Consider the following 26,157-nt stretch of genomic DNA (forward strand, 5'->3'; position numbering starts at 1 on the left):
GATGGCCACCGGCTCCCGGCCGCCCAGGCCCAGGAAGGCATGCCCGCATGGCTAACCCCGCACGTCCGCCCCGCCCGACCCGCAACCGGTCCGCATCCGCTTCAGGAAACGCGGGCGCCGGAAACGCCGGAAGGAATTCCCGGGGTGGAAGGTCCGGCGGAAAGGGCCGCGTTCCCGAGCGCAGGCCCACGCCGCCGCAGGAATTCACGATGCCGGAGAACACGACGCCCGCGCTGCCCGCGGCCGCGACGTTCGCCGAGCTCGACATGCCGGCCGGCCTTCTGAAGACGCTCACCGAGCAGGGCGTCACCGAGCCGTTCCCCATTCAGGGCGCCACTCTCCCCAACTCCCTCGCGGGACGCGACCTCCTCGGCCGCGGCCGCACCGGCTCCGGCAAGACCCTCGCGTTCGGCCTGCCGATGCTCGCCCGCACCGCCGGCCTCAAGGCCGAGCCCCGCATGCCGCTGGCCCTCGTCCTCGTGCCGACCCGCGAGCTCGCCCAGCAGGTCACCGACGCCCTCACGCCGTACGCGGGCGCCGTCAGGCTCCGTCTGACCACCGTCGTCGGCGGCATGTCGATCTCCCGCCAGGCGTCCTCCCTGCGCCGCGGCGCGGACGTCGTCGTGGCGACGCCCGGCCGCCTCAAGGACCTCATCGAGCGCGGCGACTGCGACCTGTCCGAGGTGCGGATCACCGTCCTCGACGAGGCCGACCAGATGGCCGACATGGGCTTCATGCCGCAGGTCACGGCGCTCCTCAAGCAGGTCGCCCCGGGCGGCCAGACCATGCTGTTCTCGGCGACGCTCGACCGGAACGTCGACCGGCTCGTCCGGCAGTTCCTGACCGACCCGGTCGTCCACTCCGTGGACCCGTCGGCCGGCGCCGTCACCACGATGGAGCACCACGTCCTCCACGTGCTCGACGAGACCGACAAGAAGGCCGTCACCGCGCGCATCGCCGCCCGCGAAGGCCGCGTGATCCTCTTCGTCGACACCAAGCGGTCCGCCGACCGGCTCGCCAAGCGGCTCCTCGCCAGCGGAGTCCTCGCGGCGCCGCTGCACGGCGGACGCTCGCAGCCGCAGCGCAACCGCACCCTGGAGCAGTTCAAGGACGGCCGGGTCACGGCCCTCGTCGCCACGAACGTCGCCGCCCGCGGCATACACGTCGACGACCTCGGCCTCGTCGTGAACGTCGACCCGCCGACCGAGCACAAGGACTACCTGCACCGCGGCGGCCGCACCGCCCGCGCCGGCGAGTCCGGCAGCGTCGTCACGCTGGTCCTGCCCGAGCAGAAGCGCGACGTCACGCGCCTCATGCGGGACGCGGGCATCCGCCCGGAGACCACCCAGGTCAAGTCCACCGACGAAGAGCTCGTCCGCATCACCGGCGCGCGGGAGCCCTCCGGCGTCCCCGCCGTCATCGAGGTCCCGGAGCCGACCGCTCCGGCCGCCTCCGGTGCCCGCAAGCCGCGGCGCAGCCGTGGCGGCAGCGGACGCGGCCAGGGCGCCGGCCAGGCAGGGCGTGCCCAGGGCGGGCGCGCGCAGGCGGGGCGCGGCGAAGGCGGCGGCCAGGCGGCGGGCGCGGCCAGGCCGTCCAGGGCGGTCGTTCCCAGGGCGCCGGTGGCCGAGGCCAGGGCGGCCGTGGCCAGGGCGGTCCCGGGCAGGGCGGCGCCGGTCAGAGCGCCGGCGGGCGCGGCGGCCGGGCGCGGCGCGGTCCGCGTGACGCCGGGCGCGGCGCGGCCGCGTAAGCGGTACTCCAGCTGAGCAGCGGGGCGGTGGGACGAGGCGAACAGCCTCGACCCACCGCCCCGCTTCGCGTTCGCGTCAGTCTTCGCGTTCGCGTCAGTCGAGCAGCCGGTGGCGCAGGGCCGCGACGGTGTCCAGGTCGAGGCCGAGCCCCTGCGAGACGTACCGGCCCAGGCTTCCGTAGTCCGCCCGCGCCTGGCCGACGGCCGCCGACAGATACTCCGTGCGGACCTCCTGGAGGGGGATCAGCAGGTCCGGGTCGAGCATCATGCCGGACTGCTTCAGCCCGTCGCGCACCTTCGCGTCGTACGCGGCGCGGAAGGTGTTCGACGCCAAGTAGTCGTCCACGGCGGTCCGTTCGGGCACGCCGAGCAGGAGCAGCAGGACGTACGTCGTCCAGCCTGTGCGGTCCTTCCCCGACGTGCAGTGGTAAAGGAGCGCGCCCCGGTCGCCGGTGCCGTACGCGGCGTCGCGCAGTGTGGCCGCGAACCGCGCGCGGTTGTCCGCGTCCGACACGAACCGCGGATACACGCTCCGCATGAAGGCGGCCGCCCGGCCGCCGCCGAGCATCTCCTCCTGCCGCACGGGGTCCTTGGAACTGATGGCGGCCATCATCTGCGCGTACAGGCCGTTGTCGGACACCGGTCGCGAGTCCGGGGTGAGGCCGGCGGGGAGGCGGTCCGCGCCGTCGTACTGGACCTCCACCGGCACCCGATAGTCGACCACCCGGCGCAGACCGAGGCCCGAGAGCGTCGTGACGTCGGCGTCGGTGAGCTTGGACAGGGCATCGGCGCGGTAGACGAGCCCGTGGCGGACGCGACCGCCGCCGAGGGCCCGACAGCCGCCCACGTCGCGGACGTTGACCGCGCCCTGGAGCGGGATGTGCCGGATCGGCGGGTCCTGGTACGGACGCCGTCCGGTCGCGGCGGCACCGGGCGCGACGGCCGCGGCCGTCAGGGTGGTGAGCGCGGCGCCGACGAGGGCGCGTCTGGACACAGTGCGTGGCATCGCTGAACTCCCTTGCGGGAAGCGGGATCACCCTGGGGTAGGCAGGGTGCCGAGCACGTGCCGGGCCTCGGTCATCACGCGGGTGACGAGTTCCTCGCAGCTCGGGAGGTCCTCGATCACCCCCGCGACCTGGCCCGATGCCATGACGCCGAGGTCGGTGCGGCCCTCGACCATGGACGCCTTCAGGAGCATGGGGGTGTTCGCGGCGAGCAGGACCTGGCTCCACGACAGTTCCTTGCCGTGCTTCATCGCCAGCCCGTCGCGGACCATCTGCGGCCAGCTCAGGCCCGACAGCTTCCTGAACCCGGCGGCCCGCCGCACGGCCTGCACGAGCGCGCGCGTACGCCCCGCCCGTTCGAGTGAGTTGACGAGATCGGTACGCAGCATGCGGTGCGGCAGACCGTCCACGGCCGTCGTCACGGTGACGTCCTTGACCGTGGCCGCCAGATATCTCGCCTTCACCGTGTCCGGGACGGTCGAGTCGGAGGTGAGCAGGAAACGGGTGCCCATGGCGACGCCGGCCGCGCCGTACGCGAGGGCTGCGACCAGGCCGCGCCCGTCGTGGAACCCGCCCGCGCCGATCACCGGGATGTCCACGGCGTCCACGACCTGCGGCAGCAGCACCGTCGTCGCGACGTCCCCCGTGTGGCCGCCGCCCTCGCCGCCCTGCACGATGACGGCGTCCGCGCCCCACGCGGCGACCTTCTCGGCGTGGCGCCGGGCACCGATGGAGGGGATGACGACGACGCCCGCGTCCTTCAGCTCGGCGATCAGGTCACGGGACGGCGCGAGCGCGAACGAGGCGACCCGCACACCCTCGTCGATGATCACCCGCACCCGGTCCCGCGCGTCACCGGCGTCCGCGCGCAGATTGACCCCGAAGGGTTCGCCCGTACGGGACTTCACCTCGCGCACCGCCGACCTGAGCTGGTCGAGGGTCATGGTGGCGGAGGCGAGGACGCCGAGCGCCCCGGCGTTCGCCGACGCCGACACGAGGCGCGGGCCCGCGACCCAGCCCATGCCGGTCTGCACAAGCGGGTGGCGCACGCCGACCAGCTTGGTGAACGCAGTCTCGATGGTCGCGTCGCTCATACGGGCCTGACCTCGCGGTCGCGCAGGCCCTTCGGGTCGATGACTTCGCGGATCAGCCGGAGCTCCTCCGGGGTCGGCTCGCGTGTGTACGGCACGTCGCCCCCGTCCGGCAGGACAAGTGGGAAGCCCGTCGCCGCGATCACCTCGTCGACGGTGACCCCGGGGTGCACGGACGCGAGGCGCATCGAGCGGTCCGGCGTCTCGAAGTCGAAGACGCCGAGGTTCGACACGACGCGCGGGATGCGGTGGTAGCGCGTCGCAGACGGTCCCCCCGCGGCGGCGCTGTCGTACCCGACCCCGCTGATCATGTCGACCTTCTCGACGAACACGCGCGCGGAGTGCTTCGGGACCCAGTAACTCACCGGATTGTTGAGGGTGTTGACGGGAGCGCCGCGGACCCCGAGCAGTTGGCGGGCGGGGCGGTCCCAGTCGCCGATGCACGAGATGTTCTGGTTGCCGTGCCGGTCGATCTGGCTCGCGCCCATCATCACGTGGCGCCTGCCGCCGGTGACCATGGTGAGGTGCTGACGGTACGGAAGCCAGCCCTCCGGCTCCCCGTCGAGACCCACGGTCATCGCCTCGCCGTCGGTGAGGAGGAGATCGGGGGAGAAGGTGCGCTTGGCGAGGCGGGCCCCGACGGACGGGATCAGGCCCATGGGGCTCGCCAGGATCTCACCGCTGCCGCGCCAGGCGTCGGCGCAGGCGACGACGCAGTATTCGGCGCGGGTGGGGGTGGTGGCGGGAGCGGTGGTTGTTGTTACCGGGGTGGCTGCTGTCGCCGGTGTGGCTGTGGATCCGGTGGGCTGCTCGCGCTCCGCGCGCCAGGTCCGTACGGCTTCCTGGTAGCTCTTCTCGTCGCCGCGCGCGGGCAGGAAGCGCTCGGCGAACTCGGGCCAGGGCGTGGTCGCGTACAGCTTCTGGAAGGCCTCGTCCCGCCCGTAGTCGGGGGTGCACGACGTGAAGTGCGCGCCGTTCGGCGTCTCGACCACGCCGGTGACCGCATGCCGCTTGACGAGGAGGGTCTGCGGAACGGCGTCCCCGAATCCCTCCACCAGCTCCTCGCACGACACGTACGCCGTGTCGGCCGCCTCGCAGAACAGGTCGTCGAAGTACGGGTCGGGGCCGAGGTACTGGCCGTTTCCGTGCCGGTCCGCGCGGTTCATGTGGACGAGCGCCGCGTCCATCCGCAGCGCCGGCATCGCGACCAGCGTCTCCCCGTCCTCGTACGGCGAACCGACCGTCTTCAACGCGGGGTTGACGCGCATGACGTCCGAGCCGATGCCGGCCCGCACCGGGATGAAGGGGAGCCGGTTCGCCGCGGCGTGCAGGCCCCACATGAACATCGCCTCGTCGACCTCCGTCAGCTCGAACGCGCCGCGCTGGCGGGCCTCGCGGAAGTGCGGTTCGAGCGGGATCGAGTCGAGGGTCACGAAGGCGGTGACCAGCTTGCGGATCTTCCCGGCGGCGGCGAGCAGGCCGACGTCCGGGCCGCCGTACGCGACGACGGTCAGATCCGTGACGTCGCTGCGCAGCAGGGCCCGTACGAGGGCCATGGGCTTGCGGCGCGAGCCCCAGCCACCGATGCCGATGGTCATGCCGCTGCGGAGGCGGGCGACGACGTCCTCGGGCGTCATGGTCTTGTCCGTCACTTGGCTTCCCCCTTGGTTGCCGTGTCCGTGCCTGCGGCAGTACTTGTTCCTGTTCCTGTTCCTGTTCCTGTGCCTGCGGCTGCGCCTGTGCCGAACGTGTCGCGGATGCGGTCCGCGACGCCGCTGAGGTTCGCCTCGAAGGTGAAGCCCTGCTCGAAGCGGTAGCTCCGGCGTACGTCGACGGGGTCGATGCCGTTGATCGCGGCCTTGGCGAGGCGGATGAGCGAGCCGTCCTTGCGGGCGATCTCGCGGGCCAGGTCCAGTGCGGCGGCCCGGAGTTCGGCCCGCGGCACGACCTTCCAGACGGAACCGTGCGCGTGCAGTTCCCGCGCCGTCGCCGTGCGCGAGGTGTAGTAGAGGGCGCGCATCAGGTGCTGCGGCACGAGCCTGGCGAGATGGGTCGCGGCGCCGAGTGCTCCGCGGTCGAGCTCGGGAAGGCCGAACGTGGCGTCGTCCGAGGCGACGATCGCGTCCGCGTTGCCCACGAGGCCGATGCCGCCGCCCAGGCAGAAGCCGTTGACCGCGGCGACGACCGGCACCTCGCACTCGTACACGGCCGCGAACGCCTCGTAGCAGCCGCGGTTGGCGCCGATGAGGGCGCTGTGGCCGCCGGACGCCGTGTCGCGCTGCATCTCCTTGATGTCGACGCCCGCGTTGAACCCCCGGCCCTCGGAGGCGAGGACGACGCAGCGCACGTCCGGGTCGCGGCCCGCCGCGCGCAGGGCGTCGGCCAGGTCGTACCAGCCCCGCACCGGCAGCGCGTTGACCGGAGGGAAGTCCACCGTGACGACGGCGATCCCCTTTTCGGGTGAGGAGGTGGAGACACCCATGGCGTTCAGCTACCTTTCCACCTAACGTTTGTTTGGTAGGAAGGTAGCAGGCGATGGGGACGAGCGGAATGGACCTGGGGTGGATGGCATGGATCTGAGCTCAAGGCCCCTGAGGGGGAAGGTCGCGGTCGTCACCGGGGGCACGCGGGGCGTGGGGGCCGGGATCGCGGCGGCGTTCGTGCGGGCGGGGGCGGATGTCGTGGTGTGTGCGCGCAGACCCCCCGAAGAGCCGCTGCCCGGCTGCGAGTTCATGCCGGTCGACCTGCGGGACGGCCCGGCCGTTCGGCGCTTCTTCGCGGGCCTCGACCGGGTGGACGTGCTGGTGAACAACGCGGGAGGCACGCCGTACCGGCTGCTCGGCGAGTCCGACGCGGAGCGGCACGCGCGCGTGGTCGAGCTCAATCTCACGGCGCCGATGACCGCTTCGCTGGCCGCGCGGGAGCAACTGCGGCGCACGCGCGGCGCCGTCGTGATGATCGGCAGTGTGAGTGGCGCGAGACCCTCCCCGGGGACGGCGGCCTACGGGGCGGCCAAGGCGGGCCTGGAGAACCTGGCGCGCTCGATGGCGGTGGAGTGGGCGCCCGAGATACGGGTGAACACGCTGGTCCTCGGGATGGTGCGCACCGAGCTGTCCCATCTGCACTACGGGGACGAGGAAGGCGTGGCGGCGGTGGGGCGCACGGTGCCGATCGGCCGCCTCGCCGAGCCGTCGGAGATCGGGGACGCGGCGGTGTTCCTCGCCTCGGACGCGGCGTCGTACATCACGGGGGCGAGCCTCCTGGTGCACGGGGGCGGGGAGCGACCGGCGTTCCTGGACGCGGCAACTGTCAACAAGGAGGCGTGACATGGAGAAGGGCACGGGAGCGGATATGGGTGCGGGTGCTGGTTCGGGGCTGTGTGCGGGGCGGGTCGTGATCGTGACGGGGGCCGGGCGCGGCCTGGGGCGTGCGCACGCGCTGGCGTTCGCCGCCGAGGGCGCACGGGTCGTGGTCAACGATCTGGGGGTGGGCCTGGACGGGGCCCCGGCGCCGGACAGCCCGGCGGCCCAAGTGGTCGAGGAGATACGGGCCCTGGGGGGCGAGGCGGTCGCCCACGGCGGGGACATCGCGACCACGGAGGGCGCCGCGTCCCTCGTCGCCACGGCCCTCGACACCTTCGGGCGCCTGGACACGCTGGTCAACAACGCCGGCTTTCTCCGCGACCGGATGCTGGTCAACCTCGACGAGGACGACTGGGACGCGGTCATGCGGGTGCATCTCAAGGGCCACTTCCTGCCCTTGAAGCACGCGGCGGCGCACTGGCGCGCGGAGGCGAAGGCGGGCAGGACACCCTCGGCCCGGGTCGTGAACACGTCGTCGGGGGCGGGGCTGCTCGGCTCGGTGGGGCAGGGCAACTACAGCGCGGCGAAGGCCGGCATCGTGGGCCTGACCCTGGTCGCCGCGGCGGAGATGGGGCGGTACGGGGTGCAGGTGAACGCGGTCGCGCCGGCGGCCCGCACCCGCATGACGGAGCGCACGTTCGCCGACACGATGGCCGCCCCCGAGGACGGCTTCGACGCGATGGCCCCGGAGAACGTGTCGCCGGTGGTGGTGTGGCTCGGCTCCGCCGCGAGCGACGGCGTGACCGGCCGCGTCTTCGAGGCGGAGGCCGGCCGCATCACGGTCATGGAGGGCTGGCGCCCGGGCCCCACCGCCGACAAGGCGGCACGCTGGACCCCGGCCGAGGCCGGGGAGGCGGCGAGGGAACTCCTCGGCAGGGCGGAGGTTCCGGGGGCGGTGTACGGGAGCGGATGAAGCCGCCCCCGTAGGGGCGTACCCCCGCCCCTACGGGCCCGCCGACACCTTCCCGCTGAGCTGCGTCACCTTCCCGCTGAGCGGGAATCCGGCCTCCCTCCACGTCCCGGCTCCGACCTACCGTCTGGCCCACCGCGGTGCACCGCACCGCGGGTCAGACCGCCACCCCAAGGAGCCGAGATGCTTGACGTCCGGAGTCGGCAGGAGGTCGCCGCGCTGCTGCGTCGCGCCGAGCTCGGCCGCAGCCCCGTCGCGCCCCTGGCCGGCGCGTTCGAGGGCATCGGCACCGAGGACGCGTACGAGATCCAGCTGATCAACATCCGGCACAGGACCGCCCTGGGGGCCCAGGTCACCGGGCACAAGGTGGGTCTCTCGTCGCCGGTGATGCAGCGCATGATGGGCGTCGACGAGCCGGACTACGGCCATCTCCTCGACGACATGGAGCTGCGCGAGGACCGGCCCGTGGACACCGTCCGCTACTGCGCGCCCCGCGTCGAGGTCGAGATCGGATTCGTACTCGGCGACGACCTCCCGGGCGAGGGCTGCACCCCGGCCGACGTCCTCGCCGCGACCGAACGCGTCGTGCCCGGCCTGGAGTTGATCGACAGCAGGATCGCCGACTGGCGCATCACCATCGCCGACACGATCGCCGACAACGCCTCGTCCGCCGGTTACGTCATCGGTGAGGGCCGAGACCCGCGCGACCTCGACCTGAAAGCCGTCGAGGCGCGGCTCACCTGCGACGGCGACGAGCTCGCACAGGGCCGCGGTGACGCCGTGCTCGGTGACCCCGCCGTCTCCGTCGCCTGGCTGGCCCGCACCGTCGCCCGCTTCGGCGTGCCCCTGCGCAAGGGGCACGTCATCCTGCCCGGCTCCTGCACCCGCGCCGTCGATGTCGAAGCGGGCCGCACCTACACCGCCGAGTTCACCGGACTCGGCGCCGTATCGCTCTCGTTCCGATGACCCCGACGGGTCCGCTGACTCTGCTGAGGTACGTATGACTGCGAAGAAGGCCACCGCCGCGATCGTCGGCTCCGGGAACATCGGCACCGACCTGCTCCACAAGCTCCACCGCTCCCCGTACATCGAGCCGCGCTGGATGATCGGCGTCGATCCCGACAGCGCGGGCCTCGCGCGGGCGCGGAAGCTGGGGGTCGAGGCGAGCCACGAGGGCGTCGGGCAGCTGCTCGCCCAGGACGAGCGGCCCGACCTCGTCTTCGAGGCGACGAGCGCCTACGTCCACCGCGCCAACGCCCCCCGCTACGCCGAACTCGGCATCAGGGCCATCGACCTGACCCCGGCCGCCGTCGGCCCCGCCGTGGTCCCGCCCGCGAACCTCACCGCGCATCTCGACGCGCCCAACATCAACATGATCACCTGCGGCGGCCAGGCCACCATCCCCATGGTGTACGCGGTCTCACGCGTCGTCCCCGTCGCGTACGCGGAGATCGTGGCGTCCGTCGGCTCGGTGTCCGCGGGGCCCGGCACCCGCGCGAACATCGACGAGTTCACCCGTACGACGTCCCGCGGCATCGAGGAGATCGGCGGCGCCGCGCGCGGCAAGGCGATCATCATCCTCAACCCGGCCGAGCCACCCGTCATCATGCGCGACACCGTCTTCTGCGCCATCCCCGAGGACGCCGACCGGGACGCCATCACCCTCTCCGTGAAGGAGATCGCCGAGAGCGTGGCGACGTACGTACCCGGCTACCGGCTGCGCACGGAACCACAGTTCGACGACCCTTCCCCAAGCTCTCGGCTTCGCTCGAGCAGGGGATACCCCGATCCCATGAACGGCGGGATGGCGCGCGTCGCGATCTTCCTGGAGGTGGAGGGCGCGGGTGACTTCCTGCCGCCGTACGCAGGAAACCTCGACATCATGACCGCCGCCGCGACGAAGGTCGGCGAGGAGCTCGCAAAGGGGATCAGCAAGTGAAGCCGTACTCAGAGACGCTCGACATCCGCGTCACCGACTCCTCGCTGCGCGACGGTTCGCACGCGAAGCGGCACCAGTTCACCGCCGACGACGTGCGCAGCGTCGTCGGCGCCCTCGACGGCGCGGGCGTCCCCGTCATCGAGGTCACGCACGGCGACGGCCTGGGCGGCTCGTCCTTCAACTACGGATTCTCGAAGACGCCCGAGCAGGAGCTCATCAAGGCCGCCGTCGACACGGCGCGGAAGGCGCGCATCGCGTTCCTGATGCTGCCCGGCCTCGGCGTGACGGACGACATCAGGGCCGCGCACGCGAACGGCGCGAGCGTGTGCCGCATCGCGACGCACTGCACGGAGGCCGACATCTCCGTCCAGCACTTCGGCCTCGCGCGGGAGATGGGCCTGGAGACCGTCGGATTCCTGATGATGGCGCACTCCACGACCCCGGAGCGCCTCGCCGCCCAGGCCAGGATCATGGCCGACGCCGGCTGCCAGTGCGTGTACGTCGTCGACTCGGCCGGCGCCATGGTCATGGACGACGTCACCGACCGGGTGTCCGCGCTCGTCGCCGAACTGGGCGACGACGCGCAGGTCGGCTTCCACGGGCACGAGAACCTCGGCCTGGGCGTGGGCAATTCCGTGGCCGCCGTGCGCGCCGGAGCGCTGCAGATCGACGGCTCGACGCGGCGGCTCGGCGCGGGCGCGGGCAACACGCCCGTCGAGGCGTTCGCCGCCGTCTGCCACAAGATGGGCCTCCGCACCGGCATCGACGTACTGAAGATCATCGACGTGGCCGAGGACGTCGTGCGGCCCGTCATGGACGACGAGTGCCTGCTCGACCGGATGTCCCTCCTGATGGGGCACGCCGGCGTCTACTCCAGCTTCCTCAAGCACGCCTACCGGCAGGCGGAGCGCTACGGCGTCTCCGGCGCCGAGATCCTGCTGCGCGCCGGGGAACGCCGCCTCGTCGGCGGCCAGGAGGACCAGCTCATCGACATCGCCGTCGAACTCGCGGCACGCGACTGAAGGGCAGGACACGCGACATGACCGCACAGCAGCAAGAGGTCCGCGTCATCGAGGCCGCCGCGCCGCCGGCCCGTTACGCCCGCGGCTGGCACTGCCTGGGCCTGGCCACCGCCTTCCGCGAGGGCGGCCCGCACGAGATCGAGGCGTTCGGCACGAAGCTCGTCGTCTTCCGGGGGGAGCCCGCGGCGGGAGTTCCCGACGGCCTGCACGTCCTCAACGCGTACTGCCCCCACATGGGCGGCAACCTCGCCCACGGCACCGTCAAGGGCGACGCCCTCGCCTGCCCGTTCCACGACTGGCGCTGGGCGGGCGACGGGCGCTGCGCCGGCATCCCGTACGCGCGACGCGTCCCGCCGCGCGCCAGGACCCGCGCCTGGACCACCCTCGAACGCAACGGCCAGCTCTACGTCTGGCACGACCCCGAGGCCAACGAGCCCCCGCCCGGCGTCACCATCCCGGAGATCGAGGGCTTCGGCAGCCCCGAGTGGTCCGACTGGTCCTGGAGCGCCCTGCGAGTCGAGAACTCCAACTGCCGCGAGATCGTGGACAACGTCGTCGACATGGCGCACTTCTTCTACGTCCACTACGCGTTCCCGAACTACTTCAAGAACATCTTCGACGGCCATGTCGCCACCCAGTACATGGAGTCCACGCCGCGCGGCGACGTCGAGCTCGGCACGCTGTCCACCGGCGGCGGCCTGCGCTCCGACGCCTCGTACTTCGGCCCCTCGTACATGATCGACAAGCTGTGGAGCGATGTCGGGGGAGGCGCCGAGATGGAGTCCGTCCTCATCAACTGCCATTACCCGATCGACGAGAACAGCTTCATGCTCATGTACGGCGCGATCGTCAGGAAGCTGCCCGGCATGACTGACGAGCAGGCCGCCGACGCCGCCCGGCTCACCTCCGAGGGGCTCGCGGTCGGCTTCGAGCAGGACGTCGAGATCTGGCGGAACAAGACCCGTATCGACAATCCCCTCCTCACCGAGGAGGACGGACCCGTCTATCAACTGCGGCGCTGGTACGAGCAGTTCTACGTGGATGCCGGCGACGTCAAGGACGAGATGGTGCGGCGCTTCGAGTTCGAGATCGACACCGAGCGCGCGACCGCCGCCTGGCGCGCGGAGGTCGAGCAGAACCTCGCCCGGCGGGAGGCCGACTGATGCGGCCCGTGCGGTGTGCGGCCTGCGGAAACGAGGTGCTGTGCGAGAAGTTCAGCGCCGCCCACACGCAGATCCAGTGGACCGGGGAGGCGGCCGCGGTCTGCCCGATCATCGAGGAGCGCGTCGCGGCCGGCGAGCTGAGCGCGCGTGTACGGGGCTGCGCGCCGCTGCGGGCGAGCATCGACGTGGCGGTCGCGAGCGGGCTCCTGGAGGTCGCGGATGCCTAGCGTGAGGGTCCGGGTCGCCGAGGTGATACAGGAGACGGCCGACGCGGTCTCCCTCGTCCTGGACGCGCAACTCCCGTACAAGCCGGGCCAGTTCATGACCGTACGACTGCCGGGTGGCGGGGCCCGCTGCTACTCGCTGGCCAGCTCCCCGCACACCGGCGAGCCCATGAAGGTGACGGTGAAGAGGGTCGCCGGGGGAGTCGGGTCGGGCTGGATGTGCGAACGTGTCGCACCCGGCGACGAGCTGGAGGTCCTGCCGCCCGCCGGCACGTTCACGCCGCCCGACCTCGACGGGGACCTGCTGCTCGTGGCGGGCGGCAGCGGCATCACGCCCGTCGTCTCCATCGCCAAGTCGGCCCTCGCCGCGGGCCGCGGCCGGGTCGCCCTCCTGTACGCCAACCGCGACGAGGAGTCGGTCATCTTCCGCGAGGAACTCCGGCTCCTGGGAGTCGAGTTCGCGGGCCGGCTCACCGTCGTGCACTGGCTGGAAACCCTCCAGGGCCTGCCCACGGCTGCCGCCCTGCGCGCACCCCTCGCCCCGTACGCGGGCCGCGACGCCTATCTGTGCGGGCCCGCGCCCCTGATGGACGCGGCCGAGCAGGCGCTACGGGCGGTGGGCGGGCGGTCCGTGCGCAGGGAGCGGTACTTCTCGCTCGGCGACGACGCGTTCGCCGAGCGAGCGGACCCGGTCGAACCGGCCGGTGACGGCCACCGGCTGCACGTGGAACTCGACGGCGAGGAGCGGGAAGTGGCGTGGCCCGCCGGGACGCCCCTGCTCGACGCCCTGCTCGCCGCCGGCGTCGACGCCCCCTTCTCGTGCCGCGAGGGCGCGTGCAGCGCGTGCTGCTGCCGGGTCACCAAGGGGGAGGTCGCGATGGCGCGCAACGAGATCCTCGACCAGCGGGATCTCGACGAGGGGTACGTCCTCGCGTGCCAGGCGCTGCCGGTGTCGGACGCGGTGGGGGTCACGTACTCCTGAGGTGCCCGGCCCGCGCGAGTACGGCGGGCCGGGACCGCAGAGCCGGGCCTACATCCACTCGCTCGTCCGCAGCCACCCCATCATGTTGTCCATCGCCTGCTCGGAGACGCCCGGCGCGCAGCTCGGGGGCGGCGCCGAGCGGGTCGCGCGCCCGGGCCCGTACAGGTCGCGCCAGACCGTGCGGGCGCAGGCGAGCACGGCGGGCGCGAGGCGTTCCAGGTCGCGCTGGGCCGTCAGCCCCTTGCCGGACAGGGAGATCGCGGCGACGGCCCGGCCCGCGCCGCGCAGCGGGGCCGCGACGCAGACGACGTCGCGGTGGCTCTCCTCGTGGTCGAAGGCGACGCCCCGGTCGCGGGCCGCGGCGAGCGCGGAGCGCAGCGCGGTCGGATGCGTGAGGGTGTGCGGCGTGCGGGGGCGCAGGCCGTGCGCGAGGACGGCCTCGACGGTGGCCGGATCGCTGAACGCGAGGACCGCCTTGCCGGCGGCCGTGCAGTACGCGGGCATGCGGCCGCCGACCCGGGAGGGCACCGACGTGTCGTGCAGGCCGCCGATCCGCTCCAGGCAGACCACTTCGGCGCCGTCGAGGACGTACAGGTGCACCAGGTGCCCTGTCGACTCGTGCAGCGCGTGCAGCCGGGGGAGCGCCGTCCGGCGCAGCCGGTTGTGGTGGGCGGCGAGCGCGCCCAGTTCGAGCATTCCCATGCCCATCCGGTAGTCCCGGCCCTCGCGGTCGAGCCAGCCGAGCCGTACCAGCTGGTCGAGGATGCGGTGGGCGGAGGACCGGGGGATTCCGGAGCGCCGGATCACCTCGGTGAGGGAGAGGCGCGGCTGCGCGCCGTCGAAGGCGCCGAGCACCTTCGCGGCCTTCTCCAGGAGCGAGGGCGCGGAGCCCTCGACGAACCCGGTCTGCTCGGGCATGGCTGAACCCCCAGGACAACAGGGCGCATCCGCGACATTGCGGGCGCGTTGACGACCTCGCGCCGACCTTGCCATGCGCCCGCGACCCAGGGGAAGAGCCGGGAGCTATGTATTTCGGTTCGGCATACCTCTGGGTGCGCCTCTGGAAGTACCTCTGGGCGTGCGCAGAGGTACGCCTGTCGCCGTTACGCCGTCCCCGCCACGAGCGACCGCAGCAGCTCCACATCGGCCCCCGTGAGATCGGCGACGACCGTGCGGCCGGGGGCCGGGGCGATCGGCCGCACCGACGGGACCGCGAGGACCGCGCACCCGGCCGCCTCCGCCGAGGCCACCCCCGTCGGGGTGTCCTCCACCGCGACGCACCGCGCGGGATCCGCGCCGAGGGTCGCCGCCGCCGCGAGATACGGGTCCGGCGCCGGCTTCGTGCGCGGTGTGTCCTCGGCCCCGTACACCGCGTCGAAGACATGCCCGTCGAGGGACTCGGCGATCCGGCGCACCACCGCGCGCGGCGACGCCGACACCAGGGCGGTCGGGACCTCCGCCGCGCGCAGTGCGGCGAGCAGCCCGAGGGCGCCCGGCCTCGGCGGCGCGCCCTCGGCGATCCGGGCGGTGAAGTCCCTGCCCAGTTCGTCCGCGAGGCCCTCGCGGGGCGCGCCCAGGGACTCGTACAGAAGGTCCGCCGCGTCCTCGACCGAGCGTCCGAGCACCGCGGCGCGGCCCTCCTCGTCCAGGGGGCGGCCGTGGCGCACGGACACGGCCTCGACGACCTCGAGCCACATGTCCTCGGTGTCGACGAGCGTGCCGTCCATGTCGAAGAGCACCGCCTGGAGGGCGGAGGGTTCGACGGGCAGCGCGCGGGTGGGCGCGCCGGCGTGGGCGCGAGGGGTGTTCACAGTGCTCCAGAAGCCGAAGGGACAGGCCGACGTGAAAGCCGACGGGAAAGGCCGACGGGAAAGGCCGACCCTCTCATTACGGTCGCCCGGCATGACAGGCCGGTGAACGGAGCGCGCCATCCACGCAGCCCACGGGCGACAGCAGGGGAACCCGCCGTGGTTCCCGCTCAGCGGGAACCACCCGTTCTCGGCCCGCGGGAGGCGGGCGTACGGTCCAGCCACTCGAACCCGCACCCAGGAGAGGGCCCCCGCATGAGCGAATCCCCGGCCACCGCAGCCGCCGTACTCGAAGCGGTCCGCGCCCTCGCGCCGGCGCTGCGCGAACGCGCCGCCGAGGCGGAGGCGCTGCGCAAGGTGCCCGACACCTCGATCAAGGACCTTGAGCAGACCGGCTTCTTCCGGCTCCTCCAGCCCCGGGCCTACGGCGGATTCGCCGCCGACCCCGCGGTCTTCTACGCCGCCGTCCGCGAGATCGCCCGGGCCTGCGGCTCCACCGGCTGGGTCGCGTCCGTCGTCGGCGTGCACCCCTGGCATGTCGCGCTCTACGACCCTCGCGCCCAGGAAGAGGTGTGGGGCGCCGACCCGTCGACCCGGATCTGCTCCTCGTACGCGCCGACCGGCAAGGTCACCCCCGTCGAGGGCGGCTTCCGCATCAGCGGCTCCTGGAGCTTCTCCTCCGGCTGCGACCACGCGGACTGGGCGCTGCTCGGCGGCCTCGTCCTGGACGCGGACGGCCGGCCCGTCGACATGCGGACGTTCCTCGTGCCGCGCGCCGAGTACCGCATCGACGACGTGTGGGACACCGTCGGCCTGCGCGGCACCGGCTCCAACAACGTCGTGTGCGAGGACGTGTTCGTGCCCGAGCACCGCGCCCTCAGCTTCGGCCCGGTCACGGCCCTGAACGTGCCGGGCCACGAGGTCAACCCGGAGCCGCTCTACCGCCTCCCGTACGCCGCCGTCTTCACCACCACCATCTCCACCCCCATCGTCGGTATCGCCGAGGGCGCCCTCGACGCGTACGTGGAGGCCACCCGCAAGCGCTTCCGCGTCTCCTACGGCCAGCAGGTCGCCGAGGACCCCTTCGCGCAGGTCCGCATCGCCCGGGCCGCCTCCGACATCGACGCCGCGGGACTTCAACTCCAGCGCAACATCGACGAGTTGTACGCCTGCGCCGAACGCGGCGACGAACTCCCCATGCCGCTGCGCGCCCGCGCCCGCCGCGACCAGGTCCTCGCCACCGAACGAGCCGTAGCCGCCGTCGACCTGCTCATGGAGAACGCGGGCGGCGGCGCCATGCGCACCGGCCCCCACCCGGTCCAGCGCGCCTGGCGCGACGTCCACACCGGCCGCGGCCACGCCGCCAACGACCCCGAGCGCGCCCTCGTCCTCTCCGGCCAGAGCGCCCTCGGCCTCGACATCCAGGACACGATGCTGTGAACAGGACTGCAGAAGCTGCGAACCCCCTGACGTACGAAGGGACTTCACGGACCGTCAAGACAGGTGCCGCAGGTCTCACCCTCCACTGCCACGAGGCGGGCCCGGGCTCCCCGGACACCCCCGTCGTGATCATGCTGCACGGCGGCGGCCCCGGCGCCTCCGGCTGGTCCAATTTCGGCCGCAACCTGCCCGTGTTCGCCGAGCACTTCCGTACCCTCCTGATCGACCAGCCCTGCTACGGCGCCTCCGACAAGCCCGAGCTCACCAAGGACTTCTTCTCCTACGCCGCCGACGCGGTGGCCGCCCTCATGGATGAACTGGCCATCCCTCAGGCGCACTTCGTCGGGAACTCCCTCGGTGGCGGCACCGCGACCCGGATGGCCCTCGACCACCCGGACAAGGTCGGCAAGCTCCTCCTGATGGGCCCGGGCGGCATCTCCGTCAACCTGTTCGCGCCCGACCCGACCGAGGGCATCAAGAAGCTCTTCGCGTTCAACGGCTCGGGCGAGCCGACCCGCGCCATGATGCGCGACTTCCTCACCACCCTCGCGTACGACGCCTCGATCGTCACCGACGCGTTCGTCGAGGAGCGCTACGCGCAGGCCATCGACCCCGAGTCCAAGCTCGGCAACGACCGCATGGCCGCGTCCTTCGCCAAGTGGCCCGCCAGCGCGTTGCTGTGGCGCGAGGCCCACCGCATCACCGCGCCGACCCTCCTCACCTGGGGCCGCGAGGACCGCGTCAACCCGCTCGACGGCGCCCTGGTCGCCCTCAAGACCATCCCGGACGCGCGCCTGCACGTCTTCCCGCACTGCGGCCACTGGGCGCAGACCGAGCAGTTCGACGAGTTCAACCGCCTCGCCGTCGACTTCTTCCGCAACTAGCCATCAGCCGCTGCTCCACCGGCCACAGGTCACCAGCTCACCAGCCAAGCCACCAGTCACCAGCCCCCGAAAGGCCCGCAGCCATGGACATCCGCTCTCTGGGCTTTCTCCGCATCGAGACCGCGAAGCTCGCCGAGTGGCGCACCTACGTCATCGACATTCTTGGGATGACCGAGGGCGCGGATTCTACGGACACCGTCCTGCACGCCCGGATCGACGACCGCATCCGCCGCCTGTCCTTCGTGGCGGGCGAACACGACCGACTCCTGTCCGCCGGTTTCGAGGTCGCGAACGCGCGAGCGCTCGCCGAGGCCGCCGCCGAACTCGAAGCGGCCGGCGTCGCCGTCAAGCACGCCGACGACGCCACCCTCGCCGACCGCCGTGTCCAGGGCCTCATCCACTGCGAGGACCCGGCCGGCAACCCCCTGGAGATCTACTGGGGCCAGGCCCAGGACCACACCCCGCTCGCCGCGCCGTACGGCAACCGCTTCGTCACCGGCGACCACCTCGGCCTCGGCCACGTCGTCATGCCCGCCCCCGACATGGAAGCCACCCTCGACTTCTACGAGAACCTCCTCGGCTTCCAGCTCCGCGACCGGATGAAGCTGCCGCCCGTCGCCGTGCCCACGGGGAAGCCGGGCCAGGACTTCTACTGGATGAACTTCCTCAGCCCCAACGCCCGCCACCACAGCCTCGGCCTGTACCCGGGCGAACTCCCGCCCGGCATCGTGCACTTCATGGTCGAGCTGGAGCGCCTCGACGACGTCGGCTTCTGCCTCGACCGCATGAACGCGGCGGGCATCCCGATCGCCTCCACCCTCGGCCGGCACTCCAACGACCACATGGTGTCGTTCTACGCGCAGGCTCCCGGCGGCTTCCAGGTCGAGTACGGCTGGGACGGTCTCATCGTCGACAAAGCGACCTGGGTGACGAAGGAGATCACCTCCGACAGCTTCTGGGGCCACCGGTGGAACGGCTGACCCCGGACGCGTTCCGTGACGTCCTGGGCCACTTCGCGTCCGGCGTCACGGTCGTCGCCGCCCTCGACGAGGACACCGGCGAACCGGTGGGCCTGGCCTGCCAGTCCTTCGCCTCACTCTCCCTCGAACCGCCGCTCGTGCTGCTGTGCGTCGCCAAGTCCTCGACGAGCTGGCCCAAGGTGCGGCGCGCGGGCCGGTTCGGCGTCTCGATCCTCGCCGACGGCCAGCGCGCCGTGTGCGCCGCCGTCGGCCGCAGCGGCCCCGACAAGTTCCGCGACGTGCAGTGGGAGCCGATCGAAGGCGGCGCGGTCCGCGTCGCGGGCGCCCTCGCCACCGTCGACTGCGAGCTGTACGCCGTCCACGAGGCCGGCGACCACTGGATCGTCACCGCCCGGGTCCTCGCCGTGACCGCACGCGAGGGCGGCAACCCCCTTCTCTACTTCCGCAGCGCCTACGCCACCGGGGAGTTCGCATGAGTGACGCCGAGATCGGTTTCGACGTGGTGGTCGTCGGGTCCGGCGCCGCCGGGTTCGCCGCCGCGATCACCGCCCGCCTGCGCGGCCTGACCGCCCTGATCGTCGAGAAGACCGACCGGTACGGCGGATCCACCGCCCTGTCCGGCGGCGCGATCTGGGTACCGGGCAACTTCCACCTCGACGCGGCCGGCCTCGGCGACACGTACGAGAAGGCCCGCGCCTACCTCGACGCGACCGTCGGCGACCGCGTGCCGGGCGACCGCAAGGACGCCTATCTGCGGCACGGGCCCCGCATGGTGCGCGAGTTCCACGACCGCACCGCCGTCCGCTTCATGTACACACCCGGCTATTCCGACTACTTCCCGGAGGCGCTCGGCGGCATGGCGCAGGGCCGCTCGGCCGAGCCGTGCGTCGTCGACCTCAAGGAACTCGGCCCGCTCGCCCGGGACCTGCGCAGGGCCGGGCTGCCCACGTACGGGCTGACCATGACGTCGTACGACTTCCGCTTCCTCAACATGGTCGCCCGCACCTGGGCCGGCAGGCGCAGGTCGCTGCGGGTGGGGGCGCGGGCCGTGGGCGCGGCGCTGCGCGGGCGCAAGCTGCTCTCGCTCGGTGAGGCGCTGATAGCCAGGATGCGGCTCTGTCTGGAGCGGCTCGGCGGTGACCTGTGGCTGTCCGCGCCGCTGACCGGCCTCGTCGTGGAGGGCGACCGCGTCACCGGCGTCCGCGTCCTGCGTGACGGGACCGAACACGTCGTACGGGCGCGCGGCGGCGTCGTCCTCGCCTCCGGCGGCTTCTCCCACGACCAGGCGCTGCGCGAGAAGTACTTGCCGCAGCCCACGTCCACGGCGTGGACCCATGCCTCCGAGGGCCAGGTCGGCGACGCCCTGCGCCTGGGCGAGGAACTCGGCGCCGCCACCGACCTCCTCGACAAGGTGTGGGGCGCCCCCTCCCTGTGCCCGCCCGGCGAGAAGCCGTTCTTCCTCGTCGCCGACCGGGGCATTCCCGGCATGGTGATCGTGAACGCGGCGGGGGAGCGGTACGCCAACGAGGCGGCGCCGTACCACGAGTTCGTGGACCGCATGTATGCCGTCGACCGCCCCGACGCGACGACTGTCCCGTCCTGGCTGATCCTCGACGCCCGCTCCAAGGCCCGCTACATCTTCGCGGGCCTCTTCCCCGGCCAGGCCTTCCCGAAGCGGTGGCGCGAGAACGGCTTCCTGAAGCAGGCCGCCACCGTGGAGGAACTCGCCCGGATCATCGAAGCGCCCCAACTGCCGTCTGCCATAAGGAGGTTCAACGGCTTCGCCGCCACCGGAAAGGACGGGGACTTCGCGCGCGGCGACAGCGTCTACGACCGCTACTACGGCGACCCGACCCTCCCGAACCCCAACCTCGCCCCCCTCGACAAGGGCCCCTTCTACGCCGTCCCCGTCCACCCCGGTGACATCGGCACCAAGGGCGGCCTCGTCACCGACTCAGACGCCCGCGTCCTGCGCGAGGACGGGACACCCGTCGCCGGGCTCTACGCCTCCGGGAACTGCTCGGCGGCCGTCATGGGGGAGACGTACCCGGGCCCTGGCGCGACGATCGGGCCCGCCATGGCGTTCAGCTGGGCCGCCGTCAACGACATCGCGGGAACGTCCACTCAAGACGGGCTCTGACCCGCGCGTCCGGGACGTGGCGGATCGCGTCCCGAGCCGTGTCGTGCGCGTACCCGCCCGGCGCCTGACAGGCGAGGATCCGCGCGAGCGCCTCGACGGCCCGCGGATCGTGGCGCAGCGCCAGTCCGCGGGCCGCCTCCGCCGCGGCGTCCGCGACCGGGTCTTCGAGGAGTGCGGCCAGCGCGTCGCGTACCTCGGCCGTGTCGGCAGGTGCCGCGGCGAGCGCCGCCGCGGACCAGTTGCGCACATCGCCGTCCGCGTCGTGGGTCAGCGCGACCAGCGCCGCGACGGCCTCGTCGTGACCGGCGGGCACCAGGCCCGTCAGGGCGAGCGCCACCGAGCGTCGCACCCGCGGCTCCGGATGCCCGGCGTGGAGCAGGATTTCCGGCAGCGCGGCCGGGTCCCCGAGATGGCCGAGCGCGACGACTGCCGAGCGCAGACCCGCAGTGTCGAGGGCCGTACGGGCGAGGGCGCGCAGCACAGGCAGCGACCCGGCCGTGTACCGGCCCCGCGGCCCCAACTGCCCGAGCACGTCCGCCCCGAAGGCCCGCCGCGGCGCCTCATCGCTCGCGCACCACGCGGCCGCCGACCGATACGTGTCCTCGTCGCCGCGCGCCTGGAGCACCGAGGCGGCCTCGGTCCAGTCGTCGTCGTCCGGGTCACCGCGACGCAGCGCACGCTCCGCAAGCTCGGCGGCCGACGTCACGACACCCAAGTCCGCCTCCAGGAGCGTGGCGATCGCCGCGTGCCCCGTCTGCATGTCGTTCCCCGAACGCGGCCGCCCCTCCTCGTCCAGCAGCTCCACGACCACGGTCACCCCGCCGTCCTCTGTGAACTGCTGCGTCACCGCCTCGCTCTCCGGTTGCTCAAGGCCGGCACGCAGCACCGCCGCCACATCCGCACCGCACCAGGCCAGCGCCTCCGCGAGCGCCTCGGTCCGCCCCTGCGCGCCGTGTTCGAGCAGCGCCCGCACGCACCCCGTCGACCCGCGCCTCGCCGCCGCGACCAGCGGAAGCCCGCCGCCGGGACCCGGCAGCTGGGGATCCGCGCCGCCGTCGAGCAGCGCACGCACCACCCCTTCGTGCCCGCGCTGGAGCGCCCACGCCATCGCCGTGAAACCGAACTCCTCGCGCAGATCGACCCGCGCGCCCGCCGCGAGCAGCGCCCGCACGACCTCCGTGTGCCCGCCGCACGCCGCCCCGCACAGCGGCAGATCCGTGCCACTGCTCATCCGGTCCGGGTCCGCCCCGGCCGACAGAAGCAGCCGTACGATGCCCGGCTCGTCGCTCACCGACGCCAGATAGAGCGCCGTACGGCCCTCGTCGTCCGGCTCGTCCGCCGCGGCGCCCGCGCGCAGGGCCCGCACCACCGCGTCCTCGTCACCGCCGTACACCGCGTCGAACAGGCCGCTCGCGCCTGCCTTCTGCTCTTCGTCCATATGTCGACCATCGCCCCTCACCCGAGGTGAACGCAAAGCGTTTTGAGGCTATGTGTCGCACTCCATCGCGGTGTGGCACAGTGCGCACCGCGCCCGCACCCGGCCCCGCACCGGCACCCTGATCCGCTGATGACACGTCGGACACGGAAACGTCACCCGCAGCACGGACCCCTCCGTCGAGAACACGTACGCAGCGCCGGACACCGTCCCGCCCAGCCCCCGCTGCTGCGCCTCACGCCGTTCCTTCGCGTACCGCCGCCGCCCCGCCCACCCGGCCGCCGTCAGCGGCGGCCGCTGCTCGTCGGCCCGCGCCCGCGCCAGCCCCTTCGTGTACGCGGTGTACGCCTGGGCGCTGGTGAACCACGTCTCCGGCGCCTCACCGAACGCCAGCGACCGCTTGGCCAGGACGTAACCGAACTCCTCCGGCGTGAGATAGCCGAGCTTCTGCGACGACGCCGCGTCCTCCCGGTACGCGTCGAGCAGCAGCCAGCCGGCCCCCAGATAGGTGGTCGCCGTGTCCGTGAGGATCTCGTTGTCCCGCGTCCCCGGGAACGAGAGCCCGAGCCGGTGCAGATAGACGTGCATGACCTCATGGGCGAGCGCGGCCCCGATGTCACGCCGATGCGTGCGGAACCGGTCGTTCAGCTCGATGAAGTACTCCGGACCCGCCGCCAGTTCCACACTCGCCGCGTGCGTCATCTCGCGGAAAGTGATGATCATCCGTGCGTCCGGCAGCCGGTAGTGCTGCACCAGCTCACGCGCCACCCGCTGCGCTCCCAGATACAGGTCGTCCTGGTCGCAGAACGCCACGTCGACCGGGGCGACACTCGTCTCGAAGGTGTGCACGGTGTCGTACGAGAGCCGCTTGTACAGCGCGGTCACCGCCGCCCGCACCGTCTCCAGATGCGGAAAGCCGTGCTCCACCGGTCCGCCGTTCGCCACGCCCGCACCCCCTGGGGCCGCCGGGCACCACCGCCCGGACACCGGAACTCCACTGTACGGCGGGACCCGGCAGGCCCACCGTGCGCGATTAGTCCAAGACCTTCCCCACCTTTGTCCATGGGCCCGCACGCTCCGCACGCACCATCGTGATCAACGCGCCCCACCATGAGCGCAGCGAGGACCGTGCCCGCCGCTCCCACGGAGCGGCCCGCACCCCGTCGCGCGTAAAGAGGGGCCGGTTCCGTGATCCGGAACCGGCCCCGTACGTCTGCCCGGCGGCTAGGACAGCGTCACGCGCGGCTCGCCCGCCGCCTCCGTCTCAAGCACCCACACCTCGTTGCGGCCCTCCCGCAGCACGGGACCGGGAACGTACAGCGAGTGCTGCGGGCCGACCGACCAGTAGCGTCCCAGGTTGAAGCCGTTCACCCACACGAACCCCCGTGTCCAGCCCGGCAGTTCGAGCTCCGCATCCCCGGCGCCGCTCACCTCGAACGTGCCGCGGTACAGCCCCGCCGCCCCCGGAGACCCGTCCACCGGCGCCAGGCCCCGCACCGCGTCCGCGTCGTCGAACGCGTCCAGGCGCAGCGCCCGCGCCCGCACCCCGTGCAGATACTGCCGCTCGTGCAGCACCCCGCCCGTGATGCCCTTCGACTCACCCGTGCGCGGCCCGTAGTTGACCCGGCCCAGCGACTCCACCCACAGCTCGATGCGCGCGGGTCCGGCGACGGGCTCCGCGAGGACCGGCTCGTCCTCCGTGAGCACCCCGGCCCGCACCCCGTCCACGTACACCACGGCACGGTCCCGCAGCCCCGCCACCCGCAGCGGATACGCCCGGCGCGGCCCCGGCACGTCGACGCTGTAGCGGACCAGCCCCCGGTCCACGTCGAGCTCCTCGAAGGTCGGCGGCACCGCGTACTCACCCTCCGCCGAACCGAGCCCGTCCAGGACCGCGTCCAGCGGCGCGTACGAGGTCAGCTCCGCCGTCACCGCGGCGGCCAGCGCCGCCGGCTGCTCGGGCACGTCCCGAAGCGGCTCGTCCGCGTACTCGGCGAACACCTCACGGAAGCGCCAGAACTTCTCCGTCGGCCGCCCGTGCTCGTCGACCGGCGCGTCGTAGTCGTAGGACGTCACATCGGGCTGGAGCAGGCCCTCGTGCAACTGCCCCGCACGGTTCGCCCCCGCCCAGCCGCCGAAACTCGTCCCGCCGTGCGCCATGTACAGATTGACCGACGCCCCGCACTGAAGGATCTCCCGCAAAGCTGCCGCCGCGTCCTCGGCGTCCCGCACGACATGATCCGCGCCCCAGTGGTCGAACCAGCCGCACCAGAACTCCATGCACATCAGCGGACCCTTGGGCCGGTGCCGGCGCAGCGTCTCGAAACCGCCCCGCGCGTTCGACCCGAAGTTCGCCGTCGCGAGGACACCCGGCACCGACCCGCCCGTCAGCATGTGGTCGTCCGGACCGTCCGACGTGAAGAGCGGCACCGTCACCCCGAGCCCGCGCAGACCGTCCGCGAGATGCGCCAGATACACCTGGTCCGAGCCGTACGAGCCGTACTCGTTCTCCACCTGCACCATGATCACCGGGCCGCCCCGGCCGAACTGCCGCTCCACGACCTGGGGGAGCAGCGCCGCGAACCAGCTGTCCACCGCCGCCAGGAACTCCCCGTCCCTGGTCCGCACCCGCGAGCCCAGCGGACCCGTCAGCCAGTGCGGCAGCCCGCCGTTCTCCCACTCGGCACAGATATAGGGACCCGGACGCACGATCGCCCACAGCCCCGCCTCGCGTACCGCGTCCAGGAACCGGCCCAGAGCCCCCACGTCACGCAGCTCGCCGGGGCGCGGCTCGTGCAGATTCCACGGGACGTACGTCTCCACACAGTTCAGGCCCATCGCCCGCAGCATCGCGAGACGGTGCCCCCACTGCTCCTCGTGCACCCGGAAGTAGTGCAGCGCCCCCGACAGGAGCCGCACCGGCCGCCCGTCGACCTCGAAGTCGTCCTCGCCCACCCTGAACCCGGCCATCATGTCCCTCTCGCTCACGTACTGCCCACCACGATCACCTCTGGCGGTCGGCACGGTCCATGGACAAAGATCGGCCCTGTTTGGACGCAACGCGCGCACCACCGGCACCACACCCGCCCAGGAAGGGACGGAAGCGGATGTACCACACCTGGATGCGGTATTTCACCCCCAGCCCGGTCCACCACCGCCTCGGCCTCGTCTGCCTCGGCGTCGGCCTCCAGCACGGTGCCCTGCCCACCGTCGGCCCCCGCACCCTCGACCACCACGTCGCCGTCGTCATCACCGCCGGACGCGGCTGGTACCAGGCCCCCGACGGCCGCCGCACCGCCGTCACCGCACCCGCCCTCATCTGGGTCACCCCCGGCATCCCCCACCACTACGGGCCCGACCCCGACACCGGCTGGGACGAGTGCTTCGTCGACTTCACCGGCCCCGCCACCACCACGTACACCGAACTCGGCTACATAGAGCCCGAACGCCCCGTCGTCCCGCTCTCCGACGCCGCCCACGCCCGCACCGCCGTCGGCCGCATCGCCCGCGCCGCCCGCCGCGGCAACCCCCTGCTCGAAGTCGAGACCGCCGCCGCCGTCCACGAACTCCTCGTCGCCCTGCGCCGCGCCCGCGCCGACATGGCCCCCGACGGCGACCCCGTCCTCCAGTCCCTCGCCCGCGACGCCTTCCAGCCCCTGTCCGTCGCCGAACACGCCGCCCGCCACGGCATGACCCCCGCCGAACTGCGCACCGCCGTCCGCCGCGGCGCAGGATGCAGCCCCAAGGACTACCTCCTCGGCATCCGCCTCGGCCGCGCCAAGGAACTCCTCGCCGCCACCGAACTCCCCGTCGCCGCCGTCGCCCGCCGCGTCGGCTACGACGACCCCGCCTACTTCTCCCGCCTGTTCACCCGCCGCGTCGGCACCGCGCCCGTCCGCTTCCGCGAACAACAGGGCCGCACCGTCCCCGGCGGCTGGTCCAACACCGTCCCCGACCCCGACGACCCCCCGATGCTGCGCTCCCCGGGCCCCACGATCGAGCGCCCGCGCGCCACGTAGGGTTTCC

The 26,157-nt window shown here is 72.6% G+C and carries 23 protein-coding genes and 2 pseudogenes; 15 read left to right on the plus strand and 10 right to left on the minus strand.

The genetic code is table 11. The annotated features are described in order from the left end of the window. Positions 1-47: 47 nt before the first annotated feature. Entirely contained in the window at positions 48-1,763 is a 1,716-nt protein-coding gene (locus tag OG698_RS33305; protein ID WP_406107406.1) for a DEAD/DEAH box helicase, read from the plus strand. A 78-nt stretch (positions 1,764-1,841) separates the two neighbouring features. On the opposite strand, the gene OG698_RS33310 is transcribed toward OG698_RS33305, so the two are convergent. The 5 genes and pseudogenes from OG698_RS33310 to OG698_RS33330 form a co-directional block, all read right to left on the minus strand. Next, entirely contained in the window at positions 1,842-2,753 is a 912-nt protein-coding gene (locus OG698_RS33310) for a tyrosine-protein phosphatase (protein WP_406107408.1), read from the minus strand. Positions 2,754-2,780: 27 nt separating this feature from the next. Further along, a complete protein-coding gene (locus OG698_RS33315; protein WP_406111442.1) occupies positions 2,781-3,830 on the minus strand; it encodes an NAD(P)H-dependent flavin oxidoreductase in 1,050 nt (349 codons plus the stop codon). A gap of 11 nt (positions 3,831-3,841) precedes the next feature. Continuing rightward, a pseudogene (locus OG698_RS33320) lies at positions 3,842-4,576 on the minus strand (CoA-transferase subunit beta); the annotation flags it as partial. A 75-nt stretch (positions 4,577-4,651) separates the two neighbouring features. Beyond that, positions 4,652-5,494 (minus strand): annotated as a pseudogene (locus OG698_RS33325) (CoA transferase subunit A); the annotation flags it as partial. Next, positions 5,491-6,324, minus strand: coding sequence for an enoyl-CoA hydratase family protein (locus OG698_RS33330; protein ID WP_406107410.1), 834 nt, complete (start codon positions 6,322-6,324; stop codon positions 5,491-5,493). The pseudogene OG698_RS33325 and the gene OG698_RS33330, both read right to left, overlap by 4 nt. An 88-nt stretch (positions 6,325-6,412) precedes the next feature. On the opposite strand from OG698_RS33330, the gene OG698_RS33335 reads away from it, so the two are divergent. From OG698_RS33335 to OG698_RS33370, 8 genes are all read left to right on the plus strand, one after another. Further along, on the plus strand, positions 6,413-7,168 hold the full coding sequence (locus OG698_RS33335; protein ID WP_399970138.1) for an SDR family oxidoreductase: 756 nt from the start codon (positions 6,413-6,415) through the stop codon (positions 7,166-7,168). A 1-nt stretch (position 7,169) separates the two neighbouring features. Beyond that, positions 7,170-8,117, plus strand: a complete 948-nt coding sequence (locus tag OG698_RS33340) for an SDR family oxidoreductase (RefSeq protein ID WP_406107412.1) — start codon at positions 7,170-7,172, stop codon at positions 8,115-8,117. Positions 8,118-8,297: 180 nt separating this feature from the next. Further along, entirely contained in the window at positions 8,298-9,080 is a 783-nt protein-coding gene (locus OG698_RS33345; RefSeq protein WP_406107414.1) for a 2-keto-4-pentenoate hydratase, read from the plus strand. 34 nt (positions 9,081-9,114) lie between these two features. Next, complete coding sequence (locus OG698_RS33350) at positions 9,115-10,053, plus strand: acetaldehyde dehydrogenase (acetylating) (protein WP_406107415.1); 939 nt, start codon at positions 9,115-9,117, stop codon at positions 10,051-10,053. Next, a complete protein-coding gene (gene dmpG / locus OG698_RS33355) occupies positions 10,050-11,075 on the plus strand; it encodes a 4-hydroxy-2-oxovalerate aldolase (protein WP_406107416.1) in 1,026 nt (341 codons plus the stop codon). Before OG698_RS33350 ends, dmpG begins: the two co-directional genes overlap by 4 nt. A 17-nt stretch (positions 11,076-11,092) precedes the next feature. Beyond that, complete coding sequence (locus tag OG698_RS33360; RefSeq protein ID WP_406107418.1) at positions 11,093-12,238, plus strand: Rieske 2Fe-2S domain-containing protein; 1,146 nt, start codon at positions 11,093-11,095, stop codon at positions 12,236-12,238. Continuing rightward, a complete protein-coding gene (locus OG698_RS33365; RefSeq protein WP_406107420.1) occupies positions 12,238-12,465 on the plus strand; it encodes a hypothetical protein in 228 nt (75 codons plus the stop codon). Before OG698_RS33360 ends, OG698_RS33365 begins: the two co-directional genes overlap by 1 nt. After that, entirely contained in the window at positions 12,458-13,444 is a 987-nt protein-coding gene (locus OG698_RS33370) for a 2Fe-2S iron-sulfur cluster-binding protein (protein ID WP_406107421.1), read from the plus strand. The genes OG698_RS33365 and OG698_RS33370 overlap by 8 nt, the downstream gene beginning before the upstream one ends. 48 nt (positions 13,445-13,492) lie before the next feature. Here OG698_RS33370 and OG698_RS33375 read toward each other — a convergent pair whose 3' ends face one another. Together OG698_RS33375 and OG698_RS33380 are read right to left on the minus strand one after the other, a co-directional pair. After that, complete coding sequence (locus tag OG698_RS33375; RefSeq protein WP_406107423.1) at positions 13,493-14,362, minus strand: IclR family transcriptional regulator; 870 nt, start codon at positions 14,360-14,362, stop codon at positions 13,493-13,495. Between the two features lie 185 nt (positions 14,363-14,547). Next, on the minus strand, positions 14,548-15,255 hold the full coding sequence (locus OG698_RS33380) for an HAD family hydrolase (protein ID WP_406107426.1): 708 nt from the start codon (positions 15,253-15,255) through the stop codon (positions 14,548-14,550). 252 nt (positions 15,256-15,507) lie between these two features. Between OG698_RS33380 and hsaA the strand changes: the two genes are divergently transcribed. From hsaA to OG698_RS33405, 5 genes are all read left to right on the plus strand, one after another. Then, positions 15,508-16,692, plus strand: coding sequence for a 3-hydroxy-9,10-secoandrosta-1,3,5(10)-triene-9,17-dione monooxygenase oxygenase subunit (hsaA, locus tag OG698_RS33385; protein ID WP_406107428.1), 1,185 nt, complete (start codon positions 15,508-15,510; stop codon positions 16,690-16,692). Further along, positions 16,689-17,576 (plus strand): 4,5:9,10-diseco-3-hydroxy-5,9,17-trioxoandrosta-1(10),2-diene-4-oate hydrolase, encoded by an 888-nt coding sequence (hsaD, locus tag OG698_RS33390; RefSeq protein WP_406107430.1) that lies wholly within the window; start codon positions 16,689-16,691, stop codon positions 17,574-17,576. The genes hsaA and hsaD overlap by 4 nt, the downstream gene beginning before the upstream one ends. Positions 17,577-17,659: 83 nt before the next feature. After that, complete coding sequence (locus OG698_RS33395) at positions 17,660-18,556, plus strand: VOC family protein (RefSeq protein ID WP_266565414.1); 897 nt, start codon at positions 17,660-17,662, stop codon at positions 18,554-18,556. Then, complete coding sequence (locus tag OG698_RS33400) at positions 18,544-19,032, plus strand: flavin reductase family protein (RefSeq protein WP_406107433.1); 489 nt, start codon at positions 18,544-18,546, stop codon at positions 19,030-19,032. Before OG698_RS33395 ends, OG698_RS33400 begins: the two co-directional genes overlap by 13 nt. Next, positions 19,029-20,696, plus strand: coding sequence for an FAD-dependent oxidoreductase (locus tag OG698_RS33405; RefSeq protein WP_406107435.1), 1,668 nt, complete (start codon positions 19,029-19,031; stop codon positions 20,694-20,696). Before OG698_RS33400 ends, OG698_RS33405 begins: the two co-directional genes overlap by 4 nt. On the opposite strand, the gene OG698_RS33410 is transcribed toward OG698_RS33405, so the two are convergent. The 3 genes from OG698_RS33410 to OG698_RS33420 all read right to left on the minus strand — a co-directional run bounded on the left by OG698_RS33410 (position 20,656) and on the right by OG698_RS33420 (position 25,101). Further along, entirely contained in the window at positions 20,656-22,134 is a 1,479-nt protein-coding gene (locus OG698_RS33410; RefSeq protein WP_406107437.1) for an ankyrin repeat domain-containing protein, read from the minus strand. The two genes, OG698_RS33405 and OG698_RS33410, sit on opposite strands and share 41 nt — an antisense overlap. A 48-nt stretch (positions 22,135-22,182) precedes the next feature. Beyond that, positions 22,183-23,076: a hypothetical protein gene (locus OG698_RS33415; RefSeq protein WP_406107438.1), complete on the minus strand. Its 894-nt coding sequence runs from the start codon at positions 23,074-23,076 to the stop codon at positions 22,183-22,185. Positions 23,077-23,355: 279 nt separating this feature from the next. Continuing rightward, the gene (locus OG698_RS33420) at positions 23,356-25,101 is read right to left on the minus strand and encodes a glycoside hydrolase family 35 protein (RefSeq protein WP_406111444.1); all 1,746 of its coding nucleotides are present in this window, start codon (positions 25,099-25,101) and stop codon (positions 23,356-23,358) included. A 137-nt stretch (positions 25,102-25,238) separates the two neighbouring features. On the opposite strand from OG698_RS33420, the gene OG698_RS33425 reads away from it, so the two are divergent. Beyond that, entirely contained in the window at positions 25,239-26,150 is a 912-nt protein-coding gene (locus OG698_RS33425) for a helix-turn-helix domain-containing protein (RefSeq protein WP_406107440.1), read from the plus strand. Positions 26,151-26,157: the final 7 nt, after the last annotated feature.

It is taken from the genome of Streptomyces sp. NBC_01003 (genome assembly GCF_045162695.1).
Classification (GTDB): Bacteria; Actinomycetota; Actinomycetes; order Streptomycetales; family Streptomycetaceae; genus Streptomyces.